Annotated in this window: 17 protein-coding genes; 6 read left to right on the plus strand and 11 right to left on the minus strand. The window is 66.6% G+C overall.

Going from position 1 to position 19,236, the window contains the following annotated elements:
• Positions 1 to 108: 108 nt before the first annotated feature.
• The 5 genes from AU175_RS19735 to AU175_RS19755 all read right to left on the minus strand — a co-directional run bounded on the left by AU175_RS19735 (position 109) and on the right by AU175_RS19755 (position 5,933).
• A complete protein-coding gene (locus AU175_RS19735) occupies positions 109 to 1,548 on the minus strand; it encodes a sulfate adenylyltransferase subunit 1 (protein WP_066293625.1) in 1,440 nt (479 codons plus the stop codon).
• Positions 1,549 to 2,496, minus strand: coding sequence for a sulfate adenylyltransferase subunit CysD (gene cysD, locus AU175_RS19740; protein WP_066293627.1), 948 nt, complete (start codon positions 2,494 to 2,496; stop codon positions 1,549 to 1,551).
• Positions 2,493 to 3,296 carry a phosphoadenylyl-sulfate reductase gene (locus tag AU175_RS19745; RefSeq protein WP_066293629.1) on the minus strand — a complete coding sequence of 268 codons (804 nt, stop codon included), beginning with the start codon at positions 3,294 to 3,296 and terminating at the stop codon, positions 2,493 to 2,495. The genes cysD and AU175_RS19745 overlap by 4 nt, the downstream gene beginning before the upstream one ends.
• Positions 3,293 to 5,029 (minus strand): nitrite/sulfite reductase, encoded by a 1,737-nt coding sequence (locus tag AU175_RS19750; RefSeq protein WP_066293632.1) that lies wholly within the window; start codon positions 5,027 to 5,029, stop codon positions 3,293 to 3,295. Before AU175_RS19750 ends, AU175_RS19745 begins: the two co-directional genes overlap by 4 nt.
• 148 nt (positions 5,030 to 5,177) lie before the next feature.
• Positions 5,178 to 5,933: a sirohydrochlorin chelatase gene (locus tag AU175_RS19755; RefSeq protein WP_066294528.1), complete on the minus strand. Its 756-nt coding sequence runs from the start codon at positions 5,931 to 5,933 to the stop codon at positions 5,178 to 5,180.
• 61 nt (positions 5,934 to 5,994) lie between these two features.
• Between AU175_RS19755 and AU175_RS19760 the strand changes: the two genes are divergently transcribed.
• Positions 5,995 to 6,726 carry a trimeric intracellular cation channel family protein gene (locus AU175_RS19760; protein ID WP_082979295.1) on the plus strand — a complete coding sequence of 244 codons (732 nt, stop codon included), beginning with the start codon at positions 5,995 to 5,997 and terminating at the stop codon, positions 6,724 to 6,726.
• A gap of 19 nt (positions 6,727 to 6,745) precedes the next feature.
• Positions 6,746 to 7,171, plus strand: a complete 426-nt coding sequence (locus AU175_RS19765; RefSeq protein ID WP_066294530.1) for a hypothetical protein — start codon at positions 6,746 to 6,748, stop codon at positions 7,169 to 7,171.
• A 146-nt stretch (positions 7,172 to 7,317) separates the two neighbouring features.
• Here the strand turns inward: AU175_RS19765 and AU175_RS19770 are convergent, their stop codons facing one another.
• The 4 genes from AU175_RS19770 to AU175_RS19785 form a co-directional block, all read right to left on the minus strand.
• Positions 7,318 to 8,175 (minus strand): type IV toxin-antitoxin system AbiEi family antitoxin domain-containing protein, encoded by an 858-nt coding sequence (locus AU175_RS19770; RefSeq protein WP_066293634.1) that lies wholly within the window; start codon positions 8,173 to 8,175, stop codon positions 7,318 to 7,320.
• 491 nt (positions 8,176 to 8,666) lie between these two features.
• Positions 8,667 to 9,767 (minus strand): polyprenyl synthetase family protein, encoded by a 1,101-nt coding sequence (locus AU175_RS19775; RefSeq protein ID WP_066293636.1) that lies wholly within the window; start codon positions 9,765 to 9,767, stop codon positions 8,667 to 8,669.
• A complete protein-coding gene (locus AU175_RS19780) occupies positions 9,764 to 11,104 on the minus strand; it encodes a geranylgeranyl reductase family protein (protein WP_066293639.1) in 1,341 nt (446 codons plus the stop codon). Before AU175_RS19780 ends, AU175_RS19775 begins: the two co-directional genes overlap by 4 nt.
• Before the next feature lie 4 nt (positions 11,105 to 11,108).
• Entirely contained in the window at positions 11,109 to 11,897 is a 789-nt protein-coding gene (locus tag AU175_RS19785; protein ID WP_231938659.1) for a demethylmenaquinone methyltransferase, read from the minus strand.
• A gap of 123 nt (positions 11,898 to 12,020) precedes the next feature.
• Between AU175_RS19785 and AU175_RS19790 the strand changes: the two genes are divergently transcribed.
• From AU175_RS19790 to AU175_RS19805, 4 genes are all read left to right on the plus strand, one after another.
• A complete protein-coding gene (locus AU175_RS19790) occupies positions 12,021 to 13,460 on the plus strand; it encodes an isochorismate synthase (RefSeq protein WP_066293643.1) in 1,440 nt (479 codons plus the stop codon).
• 247 nt (positions 13,461 to 13,707) lie between these two features.
• Entirely contained in the window at positions 13,708 to 14,508 is an 801-nt protein-coding gene (locus tag AU175_RS19795; RefSeq protein WP_066293645.1) for an ABC transporter substrate-binding protein, read from the plus strand.
• Between the two features lie 133 nt (positions 14,509 to 14,641).
• The gene (locus AU175_RS19800) at positions 14,642 to 15,433 is read left to right on the plus strand and encodes an amino acid ABC transporter permease (protein ID WP_066293648.1); all 792 of its coding nucleotides are present in this window, start codon (positions 14,642 to 14,644) and stop codon (positions 15,431 to 15,433) included.
• 11 nt (positions 15,434 to 15,444) lie between these two features.
• Positions 15,445 to 16,248 carry an amino acid ABC transporter ATP-binding protein gene (locus AU175_RS19805; RefSeq protein WP_066293650.1) on the plus strand — a complete coding sequence of 268 codons (804 nt, stop codon included), beginning with the start codon at positions 15,445 to 15,447 and terminating at the stop codon, positions 16,246 to 16,248.
• A 42-nt stretch (positions 16,249 to 16,290) separates the two neighbouring features.
• Here the strand turns inward: AU175_RS19805 and AU175_RS19810 are convergent, their stop codons facing one another.
• Both AU175_RS19810 and menD read right to left on the minus strand, forming a co-directional pair.
• Positions 16,291 to 17,289, minus strand: coding sequence for a hypothetical protein (locus tag AU175_RS19810; protein ID WP_066293651.1), 999 nt, complete (start codon positions 17,287 to 17,289; stop codon positions 16,291 to 16,293).
• Positions 17,290 to 17,432: 143 nt separating this feature from the next.
• Positions 17,433 to 19,163 (minus strand): 2-succinyl-5-enolpyruvyl-6-hydroxy-3-cyclohexene-1-carboxylic-acid synthase, encoded by a 1,731-nt coding sequence (gene menD, locus AU175_RS19815; RefSeq protein WP_066294532.1) that lies wholly within the window; start codon positions 19,161 to 19,163, stop codon positions 17,433 to 17,435.
• Positions 19,164 to 19,236: the final 73 nt, after the last annotated feature.

The raw sequence follows: 19,236 nt of genomic DNA on the forward strand, positions 1-19,236 counted from the left end.
GGGCGGCGGAAAGGCCGCGAAACGACGAAATCGCCGGAAACATGTGAGGTCGCCGCAAATCTGCGGCGACCTCACATGTTTCCGGCGACTTCAGCGCTGGATCACGGCTCAGATCGAGTAGCGCTCGTCCTCGTGGTCGCCCGGGTGGTCCTTGACCAGGCCGGCTGCCAGCGTGTTGCCGTCCAGCGGGTCGATCACCAGGAATGCGCCGGTGCGGCGGTGGTGCAGGTAGTTCTCCAGCGGCAGCGGCGCGGCGAGCCGGAGCTGCGCGTGGCCGATGTCGTTGAGCTCGAGGCTTGACGCGGCTTCGAGCTTGAAGGAGGCGAGGTCCAGCTTGCCGCTGACATTGCGGACCAGCGCCTGGACGGTACGGGTGCCGTGTTTCACCAGCACCTTGGCACCTTCCCGCAACGGCTTGGGCGAGAGCCAGCACAGCGCCGCGTACAGGTCGGCGGAGGAATCGCGGACGGTTCCGGCGGCGGCGATGGTGTCACCGCGGGCGACGTCGAATTCCTCGGCCAGGCGAATCGCCACGGACTGCGGGGCGAACGCTTCCTGGAGTGACTCGCCGGCGAAGTCGATGCCCGTCACCGTGGTGGTGCGGGGGGCCTGGCCTGGCGTCAGCACCGAGACCTTGTCGCCCACCTTCACGGAACCCTCGGTGATCTGGCCGGCGTACGCGCGGTAGTCACGGTAGGCCTCAACGTCCAGGCCAGCGGCCACGGCGTCGGGAGCCAGTGCACCCTGCGGCCGGATGACCAGCTGCACCGGGAAGCGGAAGCTTTCCAGCTGGGTGTCGATTTCGTCGGCGGCCGGAAGGGTCTCGAGGACCTCCAGCAGGGCGGGCCCGTCGTACCAGGGGGTACGCTCGGAGCGGTCCACCACGTTGTCGCCTTCGAGGGCAGACACGGGGATCACCAGCAGGTCGTCGATGTGGTCGGCGGTGCCCAGCTCGGCCGAGCCGATGCCCAGTTCGCGGGCCACCTGCTGCACATCAGCCTGGATCTCCCGGAACACGGACTCGCTGAAGTCCACCAGGTCGATCTTGTTCACGGCCACAATCACGTGCGCCACCCGCAGCAGCTGCAGCACGGACAGGTGCCGGCGGGTCTGCTCCAGGACACCCTTGCGGGCGTCAATGAGTACGACGACGGCATCCGCAGTGGACGCGCCGGTCACCGTGTTTTTGGTGTACTGCACGTGCCCGGGGCAGTCGGCCAGGATGAAGCTGCGGCGGTCGGTGGCGAAGTAGCGGTAGGCGACGTCGATGGTGATGCCCTGCTCGCGCTCGGCCCGGAGACCGTCAGTCAGGAGCGCCAGGTCGATCGCCTGGGTGCCCGTGGCACCCGCACCGCCGAAGCCGCGGTCCGCTGAGGTGCGGGCAACGGCGTCGAGCTGGTCCGCGAGGATCGCCTTGGAGTCATGCAGGAGCCGGCCCACCAAAGTGGACTTCCCGTCGTCGACCGATCCTGCGGTGGCAAAGCGGAAGAGCGTGGTGGGCAGGGCTGTTTCCAGCTCTGAAGCCAGGAGTGAAGTTTCGGTGCTCATTTAGAAGTAACCATCCTTCTTGCGGTCTTCCATGGCTGCCTCGGAGATGCGGTCATCTGCACGGGTGGCGCCACGTTCGGTGATGGTGGAGGCGGCAACTTCGATCACAACGTCGCTCACGGTGGCTGCGGCCGATTCAACGGCACCGGTGCAGGACATGTCGCCCACGGTGCGGTAGCGGACCGTCTTGATGATGACTTCCTCGTGCGGCAGCGGCTGGGAAACCTCGCCCACCGCGCGCCACATTCCGTCGCGGGCGAAAACTTCGCGGTCGTGGGCGTAGTACAGGCCCGGCAGCTCGATGTTCTCGCGTTCGATGTAGCGCCAGATGTCCAGCTCGGTCCAGTTGCTGATGGGGAACGCGCGGACGTGCTGGCCCACGGTGTGGCGGCCGTTGTAGAGGTTCCACAGCTCGGGGCGCTGGTTGCGCGGATCCCACTGGCCGAACTCGTCGCGGAGGCTCAGGATGCGCTCCTTGGCGCGGGCCTTGTCCTCGTCCCGGCGGCCGCCGCCGAACACGGCGTCGAACTTGTTCTGCTGGATGGCGTCCAGAAGCGGGACGGTCTGCAGCGGGTTGCGGGTGCCGTCGGCACGCTCGGCCAGCTCGCCGCGGTCGATGAACTCCTGGACGGAACCGACAACCAGCTTCAGGCCGAGGCGCTCAACCGTGCGGTCGCGGAAGTCGATGACCTCGGGGAAGTTGTGGCCGGTATCCACGTGCAGCACGGGGAACGGGACCTTGCCCGGCCAGAACGCCTTGGTGGCCAGGTGCAGCATCACCACGGAATCCTTGCCGCCGGAGAACAGCAGCGCAGGCTTCTCGAACTCGGCCACGACTTCGCGGATGATGTGGATCGCTTCGGACTCCAGGGCGTCCAGGCTGGAAAGGCGCGTTGAAACGGCAGCGTCAGTCACCCGGGTGGTCTCCTCGGTTAGGAAAGTGCTCATACGTGTAGTCCGCATTCTGTCTTGTCGGAGCCTGCCCAGCGGCCGGCGCGGGGGTCGTCGCCAGGGGCGACCTTGCGGGTGCAGGGCTGGCAGCCAATGGAGGGGTAACCCTGGGAAAGCAGCGGGTTGACAGGCAGGAGGTTGTCATCGGAGTACTGGACCAGCTGGTCGAACGTCCACGCGGCCACCGGGTTGACCTTGACCAGGCCGTTGGCCTCGTCCCAGGTGACCAGCGGGGTGTTGGTGCGGGTGGGCGCTTCGTCGCGGCGGACGCCGGTGAACCAGAGTTCGTAGCCGGCCAGCGTGCGGCGCAGCGGAGCCACCTTGCGGAGGGCGCAGCACTGGGCGGCGTCGCGGGCAAACAGGTCCTTGCCCAGGAGTCGGTCCTGCTGTTCCACGGTGTTCTCCGGCAGCACGTCCACGACGTTGACGCGCAGGTTCGCGGCCACTTCATCGCGTGTGGCGTAGGTTTCCGGGAAGTGGTAGCCGGTCTCCAGGAACAGGACGTCGACGCCGGGCATCTGGTCAGCGACCAGGGCCGGCAGGACGGCGTCGGCCATGGAGCACGCCACCGCCACCGAGGAGAGGTCGAAGTTGCGCTCCACCCAGGCGATCACGTCGCGGGCCGGGGCGTCCCAGCCCAGCTCGGCGGCACCGGACTCGGCGAGGGCCTTGAGTTCGTCGTGCGTGCGGAGGGCTGGGGCGGCGGCAGGCGATGCCTCTGCAACGGTTGCTTCGACCTGTGCCGCGGCCGCGGCGGGCTCAACTACGGGGTCTACCCCGGCTGCGTGCTTGCTCACTGAAGATCCCCCTCATCTGCTGCGTGGGCCCACTCGGCAAACGTCTGGTTCTCGGCCCGCTTCGCCACGAACGTGCGGACGACACGCTCCACGTAATCCGGCAGGTCCTCGACGTAGACCTTGAGGCCGCGGACGGTGCGTCCCAGGCCGGCCTCTTCACGGTCGGTGGAAGCCAGCCCGCCGCCCAGGTGGACCTGGAAGCCCGGGGTGGGGTCGCCGTCGGGCGTTGGCAGCATCATGCCCTTGAGCCCGATGTCCGCGGTCTGGATGCGGGCGCAGGAGTTGGGGCAGCCGTTGATGTGCAGGGACAGGGCGTGCGGCAGTTCGCCGGAAGCCGCGAGGTCCGCCAGGCGGCGTTCCAGCTCGGCGACGGCGGTGGCCGCGGTGACCTTGGTTTCGACGATGGCCAGCTTGCAGTATTCGATGCCGGTGCAGGCGATGGTCCCGCGGCGGAACACGGACGGGCGGGCGGACAGGCCCAGGGCGTCCAGCTCGGCGACCAGCGGTTCCACGTGGTCCTTTTCGACATCAAGGACAACGAGCTTCTGGTGCGGGGTGGTGCGCAGGCGGTAGGAGCCGCGGGCCTCGAGGGTGTCCGCGAGCTTCACCAGCTGCCCGCCGGACAGGCGGCCGGCCAGCGGTGTGGCGCCGATGAAGAACTTGCCGTCCTTCTGCTCGTGCACGCCGATGTGGTCGCCCGGGGAGGTCGGCTTGGGAGCCGCCGGGCCGTCTGCAAGCTTGTAGCCCAGGTATTCGTCCTCGAGGATCTGGCGGAACTTCTCCGGACCCCAGTCGGCCATCAGGAACTTCAGGCGGGCCTTGGTGCGCATGCGGCGGTAGCCGTAGTCGCGGAAGATGCTGGTGACGCCGAGCCATACTTCGGCGGCTTCCTCAGGACGGACGAAGGCGCCCAGTCGCTTGCCCAGCATCGGGTTGGTGGAAAGCGCGCCGCCGGCCCAGAGGTCGTAGCCGACGCCCAGCTCGGGGTGGCGCACTCCTACCAGGGCGAAGTCGTTGATCTCGTGGACCACGTCCTGGCTGGGGTGGCCGGTGATGGCGGTCTTGTACTTGCGGGGCAGGTTGGACAGCAGCGGGTTGCCGATGAACCGCTCCCCCAGCTCGGCGATGAGCGGGGTGGGGTCGATGATCTCGTCCTTGGCGATGCCGGCCACCGGGGAGCCCAGGATGACGCGGGGCACGTCGCCGCAGGCTTCGGTGGTGGACAGGCCAACACCCTCCAGGCGGGTCCAGATCTCGGGGATGTCCTCCACGCGGATCCAGTGCAGCTGGATGTTCTGGCGGTCGGTGAGGTCGGCCGAATCCCGGGCGAAGTCAACGGAGATCTGGCCGATGACGCGCAGCTGCTCGGTGGTGAGCGCGCCGCCGTCGATCCTGACCCGGAGCATGAAGTACTTGTCTTCGAGCTCGTGCGGCTCGAGCGTTGCGGTCTTGCCGCCGTCGATCCCGGGCTTGCGCTGGGTGTACAGGCCCCACCAGCGGAAGCGGCCGTGCAGGTCCTGGCCGGGGATCGAATCGAAGCCCTCTTTGGAGTAGATGGACTCGATACGCTCGCGCACGTTAAGGCCGTCGTCTTCCTGTTTCCAGGTTTCGTTGGCGTTGAGCGGGGTTTTGCCGTCCACTTTCCACTGGCCGTGGGGCTTGGCAGCGGGGCGGGCGGGGCGCTTGGGGGCGGCGGGGTCCGCGGACGCTCCGGCTAGAGCTGTATCAGTCATGCATCGACTGTAGGTCCCACCCGAATAGGGCCACAAAGGGTCCGGAAACGCTAAGTCACCTAGGGAAATATTTCGTCACGAAACGCCGGAGGGCCTTGAAGATGGTCCCCGCACTGTGCATTGCCGGGGCCAGTTCCGGAGACGTTGGCTACTTCGCGGTTGCGGCGTCTTCCCGGGCCTTGGCGACGGCGGCGTCGTACCGTTCCAGCGCGATCTCGGCCAGCACCGGCGACGGCAGCAGCGGCTCTGTGACGAGGTCAGCCCCGGCCTTGGCGAGCTGGTCGTGGAAGTAGCCCGGCGCAAGGAGGTAGGACGCAATGACCACGCGTCCGCCCAGGTCAACTGCACCGGCGGACTCCCCCGCCCCGGCACCTCCGTCAGCTTCCTCGCGAAGCATGGCGACGGCGTCGGGCACTGACGGTTTGGCCGAGGCGCCATAGGCGGGCACAATCCGGTTGCTGCGCAGCGCACTGAGCTGGCTGGCGAGTTCCTCCACACTGACCGCGGCGTTGGGGTTGGACGAGCCCGCAGCGGCCAGGACCACGGCGTCGCGGTCGGTGACGCCGGCTTCGCGGAGGCGCTGGTCCAGGAGGGCGGCGAGCCGGGGATCGGGCCCCAACGGTGCGGCGGCCAGGCTGCCCGGACGGCTCTTCACGGCCCGCGCGATGTCCACCTTGACGTGGTAGCCCACGCTCAGGAGCAGCGGCACCACGACGGCGGCCTCCCCCTCGGGCAGTCCTGCCACCACGTCCACGAGGTCCGGCTGCTGGACATCGACGTACGCCTCACGCACGTCCAGTCCGGGGCGCAGGGCGGCGATGGCGTCACGCAGGGCGTTGACCTCGGCGGCTCCCTGCGGGCTGGATGTCCCGTGGGCACAGGCGATCATGATGGGGCTGTTCATACCCGCTAGCGTAACGTTGGAGCCGCCCTGTCCGCCCTCTTGAAATCCGCCGGGACGCTCCATGACATTTCCTTTTGACATCGCCCTGGTCTGGCTGGACCTGGCCGGAGTCTTCTTCTTTGCGGTCTCCGGATCCCTCTTGGCGGCGCGGAAGCAGTTCGACATCCTCGGATCCCTGCTCCTGGCCTCACTGGTTTCGCTGGGCGGCGGCGTCATCCGCGACATCATCCTGAACACCACCCCGGCCGCCTTCACCAACCCGGCGTACCTGGCGCCTCCCCTGTTGGCCACGGTACTGGTCTACTTCCTGTTCTCCAGCGTGCAGCGGTTCACCTCCCTGCTGACCCTGTTCGACGCCGGCGGGCTGGCTTTGTTCTGCATCACCGGCACGCTGAAGGCCCTGACGTTTGGGATGAACCCGACAGCCGCGGTGGTGCTGGGCGTGACGACGGCGGTGGGCGGGGGCCTGCTGCGGGACATCACCGCCAATGAGGTGCCCCAACTGTTCGACCCCCGGGACCTTTACGCGCTGCCGGCGTTCAGCGGCGCCGTCCTGACCATGTTTCTGTGGGTGACCGGCTCTTTCAACGCTGTGACCGCGTGTGCCGTGGCGGCCGTGGTGTTCACTTTCCGTGTAATCGCCTGGCGCCGGTCCTGGTACGTTCCGCTGGCGGTACACGGCTGGCACCGGCGGGGAGTGGAGGGTTCCTCGGGCCTGGGTGGCTCGGGGGCCGGTGGCTCACCCGGGGGCGGGGCCGGGGGCTCACCCGGGGGCGGCTCGGGAGCACCCTGAGATTAGCTACGATATGACCATGACTGACATGTTCCTCGAGAAGTTCCGCGCGCTTGTTCCAAAGTATCTCGAAGACGAATGGCAGGAAGAAGACGGGCTGCCCACCGACGAGCTCGATGCGGCCCTCGACGAACACCAGTTCCAGGTCCCCCTGGTCCTGCGCGAGTTCTACCTGGCCCTTGGCGGTTGCGAAGACCTGATGGAGGCCTACCACTACTTCTGGGACCCTGAGGAACTCGAAGTGGATGACGAAGGCTTCCTGATGTTCCTGGAGGACGAGGAAGAGCAGTTCACCTGGGGCTTCCGCGTCGGCGACCTCGGCGTCCCGGACCCCATCGTCTACCGCCGCAACAACGCCCGCGGCCAGTGGAAGAGCGAAGAAGGCACCTTCTCGGAGTTCGTCTTCGATATGTTCGACTGGGCTTTCAACGACGAAGAAGACTAGGGTTCCTGGCTGCGCCTGCGCCCCTCGCCGGCCTAACCGCCTGCTGCCTGGCCCAAGATGCGTCACTTATCGCCGCCTCGAAGCCTGACTTCCTTGATTTTCCGGGGCTTGGACTGCCTGAAACCGGCGAAAGTGACGCATTTTGGTTACGGCGCCACTGGGACGGCGTCCAACAGCGCGAATTTGCCCTGCCGCCTAAGGTCAAGAACCGCCAATATCTCAGCCACCATCTCGTCCGGCGAGTGGACGACGTCGGCGTAGTAGTAGCGCAACACCAGATAGCCGCCAAGGATGCTTCTGTTGTTGCGCCGCTGGTCGCGTTTCACAGCCTTGGGCTCGAAGTGGGTTGACCCGTCAGTCTCAACCACCAAGCAATCTTCGATGAGGAAGTCGACCTCACCAACTCCAGGTATGAAGACATGCCTTCGCACCCGCAGCCCTGCCCTCCGGAAGTGCGTGTTGGCCAGAACCTCCAGGAGCGAATCCGACCTCGGAATCACCAGGTCCAACACTGACCGGGCCTTGCCGTTCCGCGGCCCCGGCAACTTGGCACGGAGGAAATCCAGTTCAATGTCGGCCCTTCCGACTGCCGACTGCACCATCACCAGAGCTTCCAGTTCGGGAAGGCAATGAAGGCTGTGCAGCAATACGTCGGCTAGCCCCACGGCGGGAAGCCACCCATGCCTGGCGTGTTTGGCTCGGCCGTGCTCCACGATTTTGGAACTGCGCAGGCGATGGCTCCGGCAGAGGTGGAGGACGCCGGGTTCGGCAAGCACCCACAAGTTGTATATCGGAGCCGCGGATACACAGGTCAGAAGTCCGCCATGTGCCAGGGCATCGCCCAGGCTGCCCGCTCCCGGGATGCCATAGACGCCGCGGCTAGCCCGCACCACAACGCCACTGGCCACAGCGCCGTCGAGAGCGGCCCTTCCAAACCCGGCCCGTTTCAACTGGCCAGCCCTCGCAGCGCCGCCATGCCTCAGCAGAAAGTCGGTGATGTCCACGGAGCCAGCTTGTCGCTCCAAGGCGGCGCCGGGGAGGGCGCATCACCGCTATGTGGAGAACATCAACAGGGCCTTAAGCTCCTCGCGGCTGCGCCCGTCGGCCTAAAACGCGTCATTTTCGAGACTCCGCGCCGCTGTCGGCCCAGCCATTCCGGGGCCGCCGGGGCCCAGCGGGCACATAAATGACACAAACAGGTTTTGAAAAGGCCCGAAAGCCTGTGACAGGCGCAGTAACAGCGGACTTGCACCTTGTGACAAGGCTGTCATAGACTATTCACGGATCCGCTAAACGCCTCCGGCGGGTCTGATGCGAACGGAGAGATAGCCCCGGTTCGACGCAACGTATGAGTCGTAAGTTGCTGAGAATCGGGGCTATTCCGTTTAAGCCGCCCCGCCACCCATCGATTGCTCCGTAAGGGCCGTTTTGATGGCTCAAAAGGGCCCTTACGGAGCAATCGATCAAGCAAAAGGCCTGGCCTTTTGGAGGAAAATCAGCTGGCGCGGTCCACCACGGCCAGGGCGAAGTTGGACAGCGACGACTTCACAACGCCTTCGGGCAGCGGAGCCAGCGCGGCGATGGCTTCATCGGCCCAGCGGCGGGCAACCACCCAGGACTCGGCAGTCACAGGGTGCTCCCGAAGCCCTTCCACTGCGGCGGCCAGAGCCTCATCCGAGGTCAGGTCGCCGTCAATCAGTTTCAGGAGTTCGACGGCGGGCTGGTCACCGTTCTCGGCAGCCTTGCGCAGGAGCAGGACCGGGAGTGTGGGGACGCCTTCGCGGAGGTCGGTGCCCGGGGACTTGCCGGACTTGACCTTGATGCCGGTGACGTCAATGACGTCGTCAGCAAGCTGGAAGGCCACGCCCACCTTCTCGCCGTACTCCACCAGGACTTCCTCATAGGCGGGGTCGGCTTGGGCGAAGATGGCACCCAGCTGGCCGGAGGCGGCAACCAGGGAGCCGGTCTTGTCAGCGATCACCGAGAGGTAGTGCTCCACCGGGTCCTCGTCCGGGCGCGGGCCCACGGTCTCGTGCAGCTGGCCCAGGCACAGCCGCTCGAACGTCCGGGCCTGGATGCCCAGCGCGCGGGATCCCAGCTCGGACACCAGGATGGACGCTCGGGCGAAGATGAGGTCGCCGGTGAGGACGGCCACGGAGTTCCCCCAGACCTCGTGGGCCGTGGGGGCGCCACGGCGGAACGGGGCCGAGTCCATCACGTCGTCGTGGTACAGCGTTGCCAGGTGGGTCAGTTCAACCACGACGGCGGCCTGCACCACTGCGGGCAGGGAAGCGTCGCCGAGGTGGGCGCACAGCAGGGTCAGCAGCGGCCGGATGCGCTTGCCGCCGGCTTCCACCAGGTGACGCGACGTTGCGTCAGCCAGCGGGTCCGAGTTGGCAATGGCTTCGCGCAGCTTCTTCTCGACCCTGGCCAGGTTGTTGGTGATGGCGGGGCCCAGCTCGGGGTCCTCCGCGATCGCCGCAAAACCGGCGGGCAGCTGGAGGCCCGTGGCTATCGCGCTGGTGTTGAGGCTCGGTTCAGTGTCCGCAGGGCCGTGTCCGGCGTGCGTCCAGCTGTGGTCTGCGGGGTTGGTCACGGGTTAACCCTAACTTTTTGTTGCGGATACCGCTGATTGGAGTCCGTCGGGGTGCGCTTGGATGTATTTGTTGTGGCCGGAACCAACGACTCCAGGACGCGGATGGCCCGGTCCTCGAAGCCCTTCGCGGAAGGCTCGGTGAGGTTGGCCAGCAGCCGGACCACAAAGCGCATCAGCACGGGAAGGGGCATCCCCGTCCGCAGCGCGAGCTTCATCACCGCTGGCTTGCCTATCAGCGCGGCAAATGCCCGGCCCAGCGTGAAGTGCGATCCCCACTGGTCCCGCACGTAGTCCGCGTAGCCGGCGAGGTGCGCATCGGCGTCGTACGTGCCGGCCGAAGCAGACCGCGCAGACGCGTCGATAATGAACTCGGCCGCGAACCGTGCCGACTCCATCGCGTAGGAGATGCCCTCGCCGTTGAACGGGGAGACCATGCCGCCGGCGTCGCCCAGCAGCAGGAGGCCGGGCGAGTAGTGCGGGGTGCGGTTGAAGCCCATGGGCAGCGCTGCGCCGCGGATTTCTCCCACCTGGTTATCCGGTGTGAAGCCCCAGTCGGCCGGCATCCCCGCGGTCCATTCGCGCAGGACCTGCTTGTAGTCGAGCCTGCCGAAGTCCTTGGATGAGTTCAGGATGCCCAGGCCCACGTTGGAGGTGCCGTCTCCCACGCCGAACACCCAGCCGTAGCCGGGAAGCAGCTTGCCGTCGCGGCCGGGAAGTTCCAGCCAGCCTTCCATCCAGTCGTCGTCGGTGCGCGGGCTGGTGAAGTAGGTGCGGACGGCGACGCCGAGGGGCCGGTCGTCCCGCTTCTGGATGCCCAGCGACACGGCGGTTCGCGTGGAGTTTCCGTCGGCGGCGAGTACGACGTCGGCGCTGAAGTCGCGCGTCTCCCCCGTCTTGCGCCCGGACTCGTCCAGGAGCGCTGCGCGGACACCGGTCACGCGGCCATCCTCCGAGCGCAGGGCATCAGTGACGCTGTGCCGCTCGAGGACTTCGGCGCCTGCGGCCTGGGCATGGCGCGCAAGTTCCTCGTCGAACCCCAGGCGGGTGCGAATCAGGCCGTACTGCGGGAAGTCTGACACCTCGGGCCAAGGCAGCTCGATGGTCCGGCCGCCGGCGATCAGGCGCAGGCCCTTGTTGCGGCGCCAGCCATCCGTTTCGGGATGCGGCAGTCCGAGCTTCTGGATCTCGCGGACGGCCCGCGGGGTGAGGCCATCGCCGCAGACCTTCTCGCGCGGAAAGCTGGTTTTCTCCAGCACGGTCACGCTGCGGCCGGCCCTGGCAAGGTAATACGCGGCGGTGGAGCCAGCCGGCCCCGCGCCGACGATCAGTACATTCACGCCGTCAGCGCACGATGTTGCGGCGAAGCTTGGCCACGGGGCCTTTGTTCGCGGCGATGGCGGCCGCTGCTCCGTTAGGAGAACCGGCGGCGCCTGATTCGGCCGGTTTGGTGGCACGGTGGATGGCCACGATCCCGCCGGTGAGGTTGCGGTAGGTGACCTTTTCCCAGCCAGCCTCCTGCAGCCACGCGGCCAGGTGGTCCTGGTCCGGCCAAGCGCGGATGGACTCGGCGAGGTAGACGTAAGCGTCCGGGTTCGAGGCAACCTTCACGGCGATGGCGGGCAGGGCACGCATGAGGTATTCGGTATACATGGTCCGCCACAGCGGGACCACCGGCTGGGAGAACTCGGCGATGACCAGCTTGCCGCCGGGCTTGGTGACGCGGAGCATCTCGGCCAGGGCCTTCTTCGGCTCGTTGACGTTGCGCAGTCCGAACGAAATGGTGCTGGCGTCAAAGGAGTTGTCCGCGAAGGGCAGATTGGTGGCATCACCGGCAACGAAGTTGATGTCGGGGCGGCGACGCTTGCCCACTTTAAGCATTCCGAGCGAGAAATCGCAGGCCACAACTTCTATGCCTGCATCGGCATATGGCTCGCTTGACGTGCCTGTTCCGGCAGCGAGGTCGAGCACATGCTGGCCCTTGGTGACTTCCATGGCATCCACCACAACCTTGCGCCAGCGGCGGGTCTGCCCCATGGAGAGGACATCGTTGACAACATCGTATTTAGGTGCGACGTCGTCAAACATCGTGGCTACTTCGTCCGGACGCTTATCCAAGGATGCTCGGTTCACCCTGCCATTGTCGCAAATGTTCGGCGGGGCCACGAACCACGGGCTGTTTCTGGATGTTGAGCTCGGTGACGGTACTGGAAAGTACTGAGTGGGCCCAGTACTTTCCAGTACTGTTGACCCATCATGACGAGCACGTTCCGCACCTTGACAGTCCCCCTGGATGGCAAAGCATCTCCCGGGGGGCTGCCTCAGTTTCTGGTCCGGGACGACGTCCTCTGCTGGACCCGCCGCGAGGCCGGACTGGTGGGCTTCGGCGAGGTGGCCCGGTTCACCGCCACGGGCCCCGAGCGCTTCCTGGAGGCGGACATCTGGTGGCGCCACCTGGTCCTGGAGGCGGAAATCACCGACTCCGTGGAACTGCCCGGCACCGGTCCGGTGGCTTTCGGCTCATTCGCATTCTCCAAGAAATCGGCCCATGAGTCCCGGCTGATCGTGCCGGAAATCGTGGTGGGTGTCCGGGACGGCCGTTTCTGGGTCACCCAGTTAACGTTCGACGACGGCGCGCTCACCGAGGCGGGCGCCCTCGCCGCCCTGGAGCGCTGGCTCAGCAGCGGCAGCGCCAGTGCTGCCCCGACTTCTGCGGGAGGCCCGACGCCGGCCGCCGGCACTCAGCCCTCAACCGGCACCTCGTCGTCCGGCAGTGCCGGGGACGGAACCTCGCCTGCTGTCCCCGCGAAGGCGGGTGGCGCCGTCGTACGTCCTTTGCCCCTGGCCGCCGGGGCGACGCTGCACACAGGGTCGCTGAGCGAGGAGGACTGGATGGCCGCCGTCGCCGCCGGGGTGGAGGAGATCCGGACCGGGGCGCTGGAAAAGCTCGTGCTGGCACGCGACATCGTGGCCACCGTCCCCACCGGCGTGAAAGCCGCCCAGGTGCTGCGGGAGCTCTCCGCCCGGTACCGCGAATGCTGGACCTACGGGGTGGACGGGCTGGTCGGAGCCACGCCGGAGATGCTGATCCAGGTGGAGGGGCGTACCGCCCAGGCGCGCGTGCTGGCGGGGACGCTGGACCGCCGCGATGCGCACGGCGAGACCGGAATCCCGATGGATTACGCGGAACGCGTGCTGGCCGGCTCCGAGAAACAGCGGCACGAGCACGAGATCGCCATCCAGTCGTTGACCTCCCAGCTGGCGCCGTTTTCCGAGGCCATGAACGCGCACGACGAACCGTTCATCCTCGAACTGCCCAACGTGTGGCACCTGGCGTCGGACGTCAAGGCGGAGCTGACCGAGGTGGAGGGCCATGTGCCCACGTGCCTGGCCCTGATCAACGCCCTGCACCCGACGGCCGCCGTCTGCGGCACGCCCACGCTGGTGGCGGGCGCGCTGATCCGCAAGCTGGAGCACCTGGACCGCGGGCCGTATGCCGGGCCGGTGGGGTGGCTGGATGCGGCCGGAAATGGGGAATGGGGCATCGCGCTGCGCGGGGCCGTAATCGAGTCCCCGGACACCGTGCGCTTGTATGCCGGCTGCGGCATAGTCGACGGGTCCCATCCCGAGGCGGAGCTGGCGGAGACCTGGGCGAAGTTCCGGCCGATGCTGGAGTCGCTGGGCATCAGCAGCTAAGTGCCCCTCTCCGGCCCAACTAGGTAGCAGCAGATGTCGTTATGGGGGCTTAAAACAACATCTGCTGCTACCTAGTTGGGAGGGATGTCCGGGATCGCAGACAGTGCCCCCTCGTGAGGGCTTGAAATCAGCGGTAGTTTAGTTATCCAATAGTGAAACTAAGTTTCCTGTGATGCACATCTCTAATTCGGCGCTACACTATGAACCGATTTAGTACCGCATACCCCTGCAACAAAAGGTAAGAAACATGCAGCCCAAGTCTCTGGCTACGGCCAAAATCGCCGCCAAGGCAGCAGCAATCCTGGCCGCCGGCGCCCTCACCCTCACGGCATGCGGCGGAGGAACCACCCCGGCAGCAACCGAGGGCGGAGTCCAGCTCATCAACCCCGGCAAGCTCACGATCTGCTCGGATATCCCCTACGAGCCCTTCGAATTCGAGAAGGACGGCGAGACCGTCGGCTTTGACATCGACATCGCCAGGGAAGTCGCCAAGGACATGGATGCCGAACTGAGCATCGTGGACAGCTCCTTCGAAGCCATCGAGACCGGCACCGCGCTGACCCAGTGCGACCTGGGCATCTCCTCGATCTCCATCACGGACGTCCGCAAATCGGTCATGGACTTCTCTGACCCTTACATGGACGATGACCTCACCCTCGTGGCCACCACGGCATCCGGGATCTCGGACATCAACAGCGCCAAGGGCAAGAAGGTTGGGGTCCAGCAGGCCACCACGGGTGCCAGGTACGCAGCGGAAAACGACATCGACGCCCAGCAGTTCGAAGACAGCGGCCTCCTGATCCAGGCGCTCCTGGCCGGCACCATCGACGCCGCCCTGGGCAACCAGTCAATCCTGGCGTACGCCATCAAGGACGACCCCAAGTTCGAGCGCGTGGAGGACTACACCACCGGCGAGAAGCTTGGCATCTCCATCAAGAAGGGCAACACCGCCATGGCCGAGAAGGTCAACGCCACGCTCAAGCGCCTCACCGACGACGGCAGCCTGGAGAAGTTCGAAACCACCTGGTTCGGCGAGACCGCCCAGTAACGAGACCGCCCAGTATGCGGCGCTTTGGCCTGAAGCCATCGCCGCCCTGAGAACCACGCAGCCGGGGCCCCGGACACGCTGTACCGCAGTACGTCCGGGGCCTCAGCCACGCACTACGAATGTGAGCACCCCCATGGCAATGACCGCACGTCAACGGGCCAGAGTAAGCCTGTATGTCCAGATCGGCATCTTCATTGTGGCCGTGGCCGCACTGGTCCTGGCAACGGACTGGGAGACTATCGGCAACAGCGTCTTCAACTTCGGCAAGATCGGCCCGATGTTCCCGGACATCTTCCTGGTGGGCCTGAGAAACACCCTGATCTACACGTTCCTTGGCTTCATCGTCGGCCTGTCCGGCGGCCTGCTGCTGGCCCTGATGAAGCTCTCCAGCTTCCCGCTGTACCGCTGGCTCGCAACGGCCTACATCGAATTCTTCCGCGGCGTCCCGGCCCTGCTGGTGTTTATCGCGTTCGGCTACGGCGTGCCCCTGGCTTTCGGGGTCTCCTGGAACATCACCGTGATCGTCATGATTTCACTGGGCATGGTGGCCTCGGCATATATCGCTGAAACCCTCCGCGCCGGCCTGCAGGCTGTGCCCAAAGGCCAGCTGGAAGCAGCACGCTCGCTGGGTATGCCGCAGTGGCGGGCCATGGTCTCCATCGTCATTCCGCAGGCGTTCAAGATCGTGCTGCCGCCGCTGACCAACGAGGTCATCCTGCTGACCAAGGACTCCTCGCTGATCTACGTCCTGGGCCTCACCGCCTCGCAGTACGAGCTGACCAAGTTCGGCCGTGACGGCATCTCCAGCCTGGGTGCCGGCCTCACGCCGCTGCTGGTTGCCGGTGCCTTCTACCTGATCATCACCATCCCGCTGAGCCTCCTGGCCCGGAAGTTCGAAAGCCGCTCCGCGCGGACCAAGCGATAGGCAGGGAAGCCATGAACGACGTCGTAAACTCCTCCGCCGGCAACACCGGCACCATCAACGCGGCAGGCGTGTCCATCAAGGACCTGCGCAAGTCCTACGGCACCAACGAGGTGCTTAAGGGCATCAGCCTGGACGTGGCCCCCGGCGAAGTGGTGTGCCTGATCGGCCCGTCCGGTTCCGGCAAGTCCACCCTCCTGCGCTGCGTGAACCTGCTGGAGCAGCCCAACGAGGGCGCCATCCACGTGGGCGGCTTCGAAGCCACGGACCCCGAAGTGGACATCGACAAAATGCGCCGCAAGGTGGGCATGGTGTTCCAGCAGTTCAACCTGTTCCCGCACCTGGACGCGAAACGCAACTGCACCATCGCACAGACCAAGGTCCTCAAGCGGTCCCAGGCTGAGGCTGACGAGGTGGCGCAGCACAACCTGGAGCGTGTGGGGCTGGGGCACCTGTCCGACCGTTTCCCGGACCAGCTCTCCGGCGGCCAGCAGCAGCGTGTGGCCATCGCCCGGGCGCTGAGCATGAACCCTGAACTGATGCTCTTCGACGAGCCCACGTCCGCGCTGGACCCGGAGACCGTAGGCGACGTCCTCTCCGTCATGCGGAACCTCGCCAAGGAAGGCATGACCATGCTTGTGGTGACCCACGAGATGGGCTTCGCCCGCGAAGTGGCCGACCGCGTCGTGTTCATGGACGGCGGCGTGGTGGTGGAGGAAGGCGTGGCTGAACGGGTCATCTCAGCACCCACCCAGGCCCGCACCAAGGAGTTCCTGCGCCGCGTCCTGGACCCGACGCACATCGACATCGAGGAGTAGGGCTCGTCTCGCACGCCGGACAGGGAATCGGCCCTGGGACACTCATATTCGGGTGTCCCAAGGCCGATTCTGCGTCCCCGGGCCGTTACTGCGTCCTGATGAGGACCGCGGACGTCGGGGTACCCCGGCCCTGGACAGCATGCCTTCCAATTCCCCCCTCCACAGTTCACTCCATACCCACCGCACTACATTCCGACCAGTTGCCCTGATCCGGTCCTCCCGCAGCTTTTCGTCCACCACAACCTGCCCGGGCGTCCGCCCTTGGAGGTACTCCGGCTTGAGGTACTTTTCGATTCCATCGAACTCCCCCACGGTCCGGCTGCGTTCCCAGTAGAAGTCAGTGAACGCCACGCGGCCAGTGGAACTCCGGACCTCGTATTGCAGGATGGGTGCTTCAAAGCCAGCCATATGAATGAGGCCGCGGCTGTACGATTCGCCCGCCGATCCGGACCGGAAATCAGCAAACTCCACCGCCGACCTGACACGCCGCTCAGCGGCAGCGGAATACCGCCCAGCCACGGCAGCGAGAAGTCCAGCCTTTGTCAGCGCCGGAAGGCCCCGGGACGAGTCCGGCCTCAACACGTGGTCCAGAGGAACCGCAGCCTCTGCAAACGGGACGGTTGCCGCAATATCGAGCACCGTGGTTTGACGCGAGGTGACGGACAGACCGTCCACAATTTCGGCGTCGACCGTTCCCGGTTCAACGAGATGCTTCCGAACACCCGCGCGGGACCTGCCGCCTCCCCTGAAGAGCGTCAGGGCGTGGATGGGCTGGCCCCGCTGGATAGTGGGAATACCCCAGACAGAGGCAGCGGAATGAAGCGAAAAGGTTACCGGGAGGATTGCGGTTTCAGCCACCGCTTCGATCCGCAGCCGGTAGCGCTGCCATGCGGCTAGCTCAGCCCAGGCAGACGCCTCGACGTAGACGCCCTGACGAATACGGACCAACGAACCTGCCTTTACTGCGGCAGGCAGCGGGCGGGTACTCGCGCCGGCCTCGGCCAAGTGTCGCGTCAGGATTAGGCGGGGAAGAGGACTCATACCGGGACGGTCTCACCTCCGCCACGGGCCGGGAAAGGCGCCGATCCCGTTATGTGGACAAACGCGCCAACGCAGCCGGACGCAGTTTCGGTCCGAAGACACCCGTTAATCCGCGTCCGTGGACCGAAAGTGCGTCGCGGAAACTAGCCCGCCAGTACGCCGATGACCGCGGGGGCTACCGCAGCCTTGATGCGGGCGTGCAGGGCGCGGAGGCTGTGGCGGTCAGTCCGCACCTCGACGATGCTGCGGCCCTCGATCGGCTGGCCGAGCGCCTCGGCGAGTGCCGCCGTCGTACTTACCGAGCAATGCCCGACGCCGTACGCTGCGGCGAGTGCCGCGAGGTCCACGGTGTGGGGGGTGCCGAAAAGGCGTTCGACGGCGTCCCCGTACCTCCCGGATTCCCGCACCGCTCCATGCTCGAGCAGGTCAAAGATGGCGCCGCCGAAGTCGTTGAGCACCACGATACGGAGCCGCGGTTCGGCCTCCCCCGGGCCGAGGAGCAGGCCGCCGGCGTCGTGGAGGAACGTGACGTCGCCAAGCAGGAGGGTGGTTTCCTGGCGGCCGCCGAGGGCGATGCCGGTGGCAGTGGAGGTGGTGCCGTCGATCCCGGAGAGACCCCGGCTGGCGTAGACCGTGGCGGCCGGTTCGGCGGCGGGAAGGCCGGCGAGTTCCACGTCGCGGATGCCGTTGGAGGATCCCAGCACCAGCTGCCCGCGCGAATGCTCCCACACAAGGGCACCCACGGACGGCCCGGTGGCGGTGTCCTCGGCGGCAAGAACCTGGTCCAGGGCGTGCTGCGCGGCAGATCCGGCCAGCAGCCAGGCGTCCAGCCACGAGGACGGGCCTCGGCCGGCGAACTCGGCGAGGTCCGAAAGGCTTTCCAGCGGCAGCTCAGTGCGCCTGCCGGGCTCGTACCAGGCCACCGGGACCGGCTGGTACAGCGCCGACGGCACGTCCGACCGGGCGAGCAGGGACGCCACAGGCCGGGACAGGGTAGGCCGGCCAAAGAGCACCACCCGCTCGATGGGCTGCGCAGATTCCGGCCCGAAGTGCTCCAGCAGCAACCGGTACGGGCCCACGGCATTCGGGCCGAAGCGCGCGTTGGAGGAAGGTTCGGCAAGCAGCGGCAGGCCGTGGGCGCGGGCGAAGGCTTCGGCGACGGGGCCGGCGTCATGCCCTGCCAGCACCACGGTGCGCCGTTCGGCCAGGTCACCGGACGCGGGCGGAAGGTTCATGGTGAGCGGGTCCGTGCCGATGCGGAACTTCGGGCGGGCAGCCGCGGCGGGAAGCCGCTCCCCCGCCGCGGGAACCAGCGGGTCGCGGAACGCCAGGTTCAGCTGGACCGGGCCGGGCGCGAGGTCCGAGAACGCTCCTGTGGCGGCGGAGATCGCGGTTTCGACGGCGCGCAGCGGGCTGGTGCCGGCTTCGACGTCGGCGGCGAAGCGCACGTGCTCGCCGAACAGGTCCAGCTGGATGGTGGTCTGGTTGGCGCCGGTGCCGCGCAGTTCCTCGGGCCGGTCGGCGGACAGCACCACGAGCGGGACGGCGGCGTGGTTGGCCTCCATCACTGCGGGCATCAGGTTCCCGACGGCGGTGCCGGATGTGGTGAGGACGGCCGCCGGGGAGCCCGTGGACAGGGCGAGTCCCAGCGCCGTAAAGCCGGCGGAGCGTTCGTCGATCCGGACCAGCAGCTCCACTTTCCCTGCCGCTGATGCCTCGGCCAGCGCATACGCCATGGGGGCTGAGCGAGAGCCGGGTGCCACCACGACATACTCCACGCCGCCGTCGATCAGGGCGCCGACGGCAATGCGCGCCGCCTCGACGGAGCCCAGGGCAGGCGCTGCTGAGGCATCGTCGTCGGATGCGGGATGCAAGGTGGAGTCATTCGGCGAAGTCACCGAACCAGTCTGCCACCCTGAAACGCTCTCTCACTTTCTGTGGCTTAAA

Origin of the sequence: Arthrobacter sp. B6, assembly GCF_001663775.1 — a bacterium.
Classification (GTDB): Bacteria; Actinomycetota; Actinomycetes; order Actinomycetales; family Micrococcaceae; genus Arthrobacter.

Coding starts and splice junctions, on each gene's coding strand:
- AU175_RS19735 (WP_066293625.1), bottom strand. CDS start 1,548: ATGAGCACCGAAACTTCACTCCTGGCTTCAGAGCTGGAAACAGCCCTG.
- cysD (WP_066293627.1), bottom strand. CDS start 2,496: ATGAGCACTTTCCTAACCGAGGAGACCACCCGGGTGACTGACGCTGCC.
- AU175_RS19750 (WP_066293632.1), bottom strand. CDS start 5,029: ATGACTGATACAGCTCTAGCCGGAGCGTCCGCGGACCCCGCCGCCCCC.
- AU175_RS19755 (WP_066294528.1), bottom strand. CDS start 5,933: ATGAACAGCCCCATCATGATCGCCTGTGCCCACGGGACATCCAGCCCG.
- AU175_RS19760 (WP_082979295.1), top strand. CDS start 5,995: ATGACATTTCCTTTTGACATCGCCCTGGTCTGGCTGGACCTGGCCGGA.
- AU175_RS19765 (WP_066294530.1), top strand. CDS start 6,746: ATGACTGACATGTTCCTCGAGAAGTTCCGCGCGCTTGTTCCAAAGTAT.
- AU175_RS19790 (WP_066293643.1), top strand. CDS start 12,021: ATGACGAGCACGTTCCGCACCTTGACAGTCCCCCTGGATGGCAAAGCA.
- AU175_RS19795 (WP_066293645.1), top strand. CDS start 13,708: ATGCAGCCCAAGTCTCTGGCTACGGCCAAAATCGCCGCCAAGGCAGCA.
- AU175_RS19800 (WP_066293648.1), top strand. CDS start 14,642: ATGGCAATGACCGCACGTCAACGGGCCAGAGTAAGCCTGTATGTCCAG.
- AU175_RS19805 (WP_066293650.1), top strand. CDS start 15,445: ATGAACGACGTCGTAAACTCCTCCGCCGGCAACACCGGCACCATCAAC.
- AU175_RS19810 (WP_066293651.1), bottom strand. CDS start 17,289: ATGAGTCCTCTTCCCCGCCTAATCCTGACGCGACACTTGGCCGAGGCC.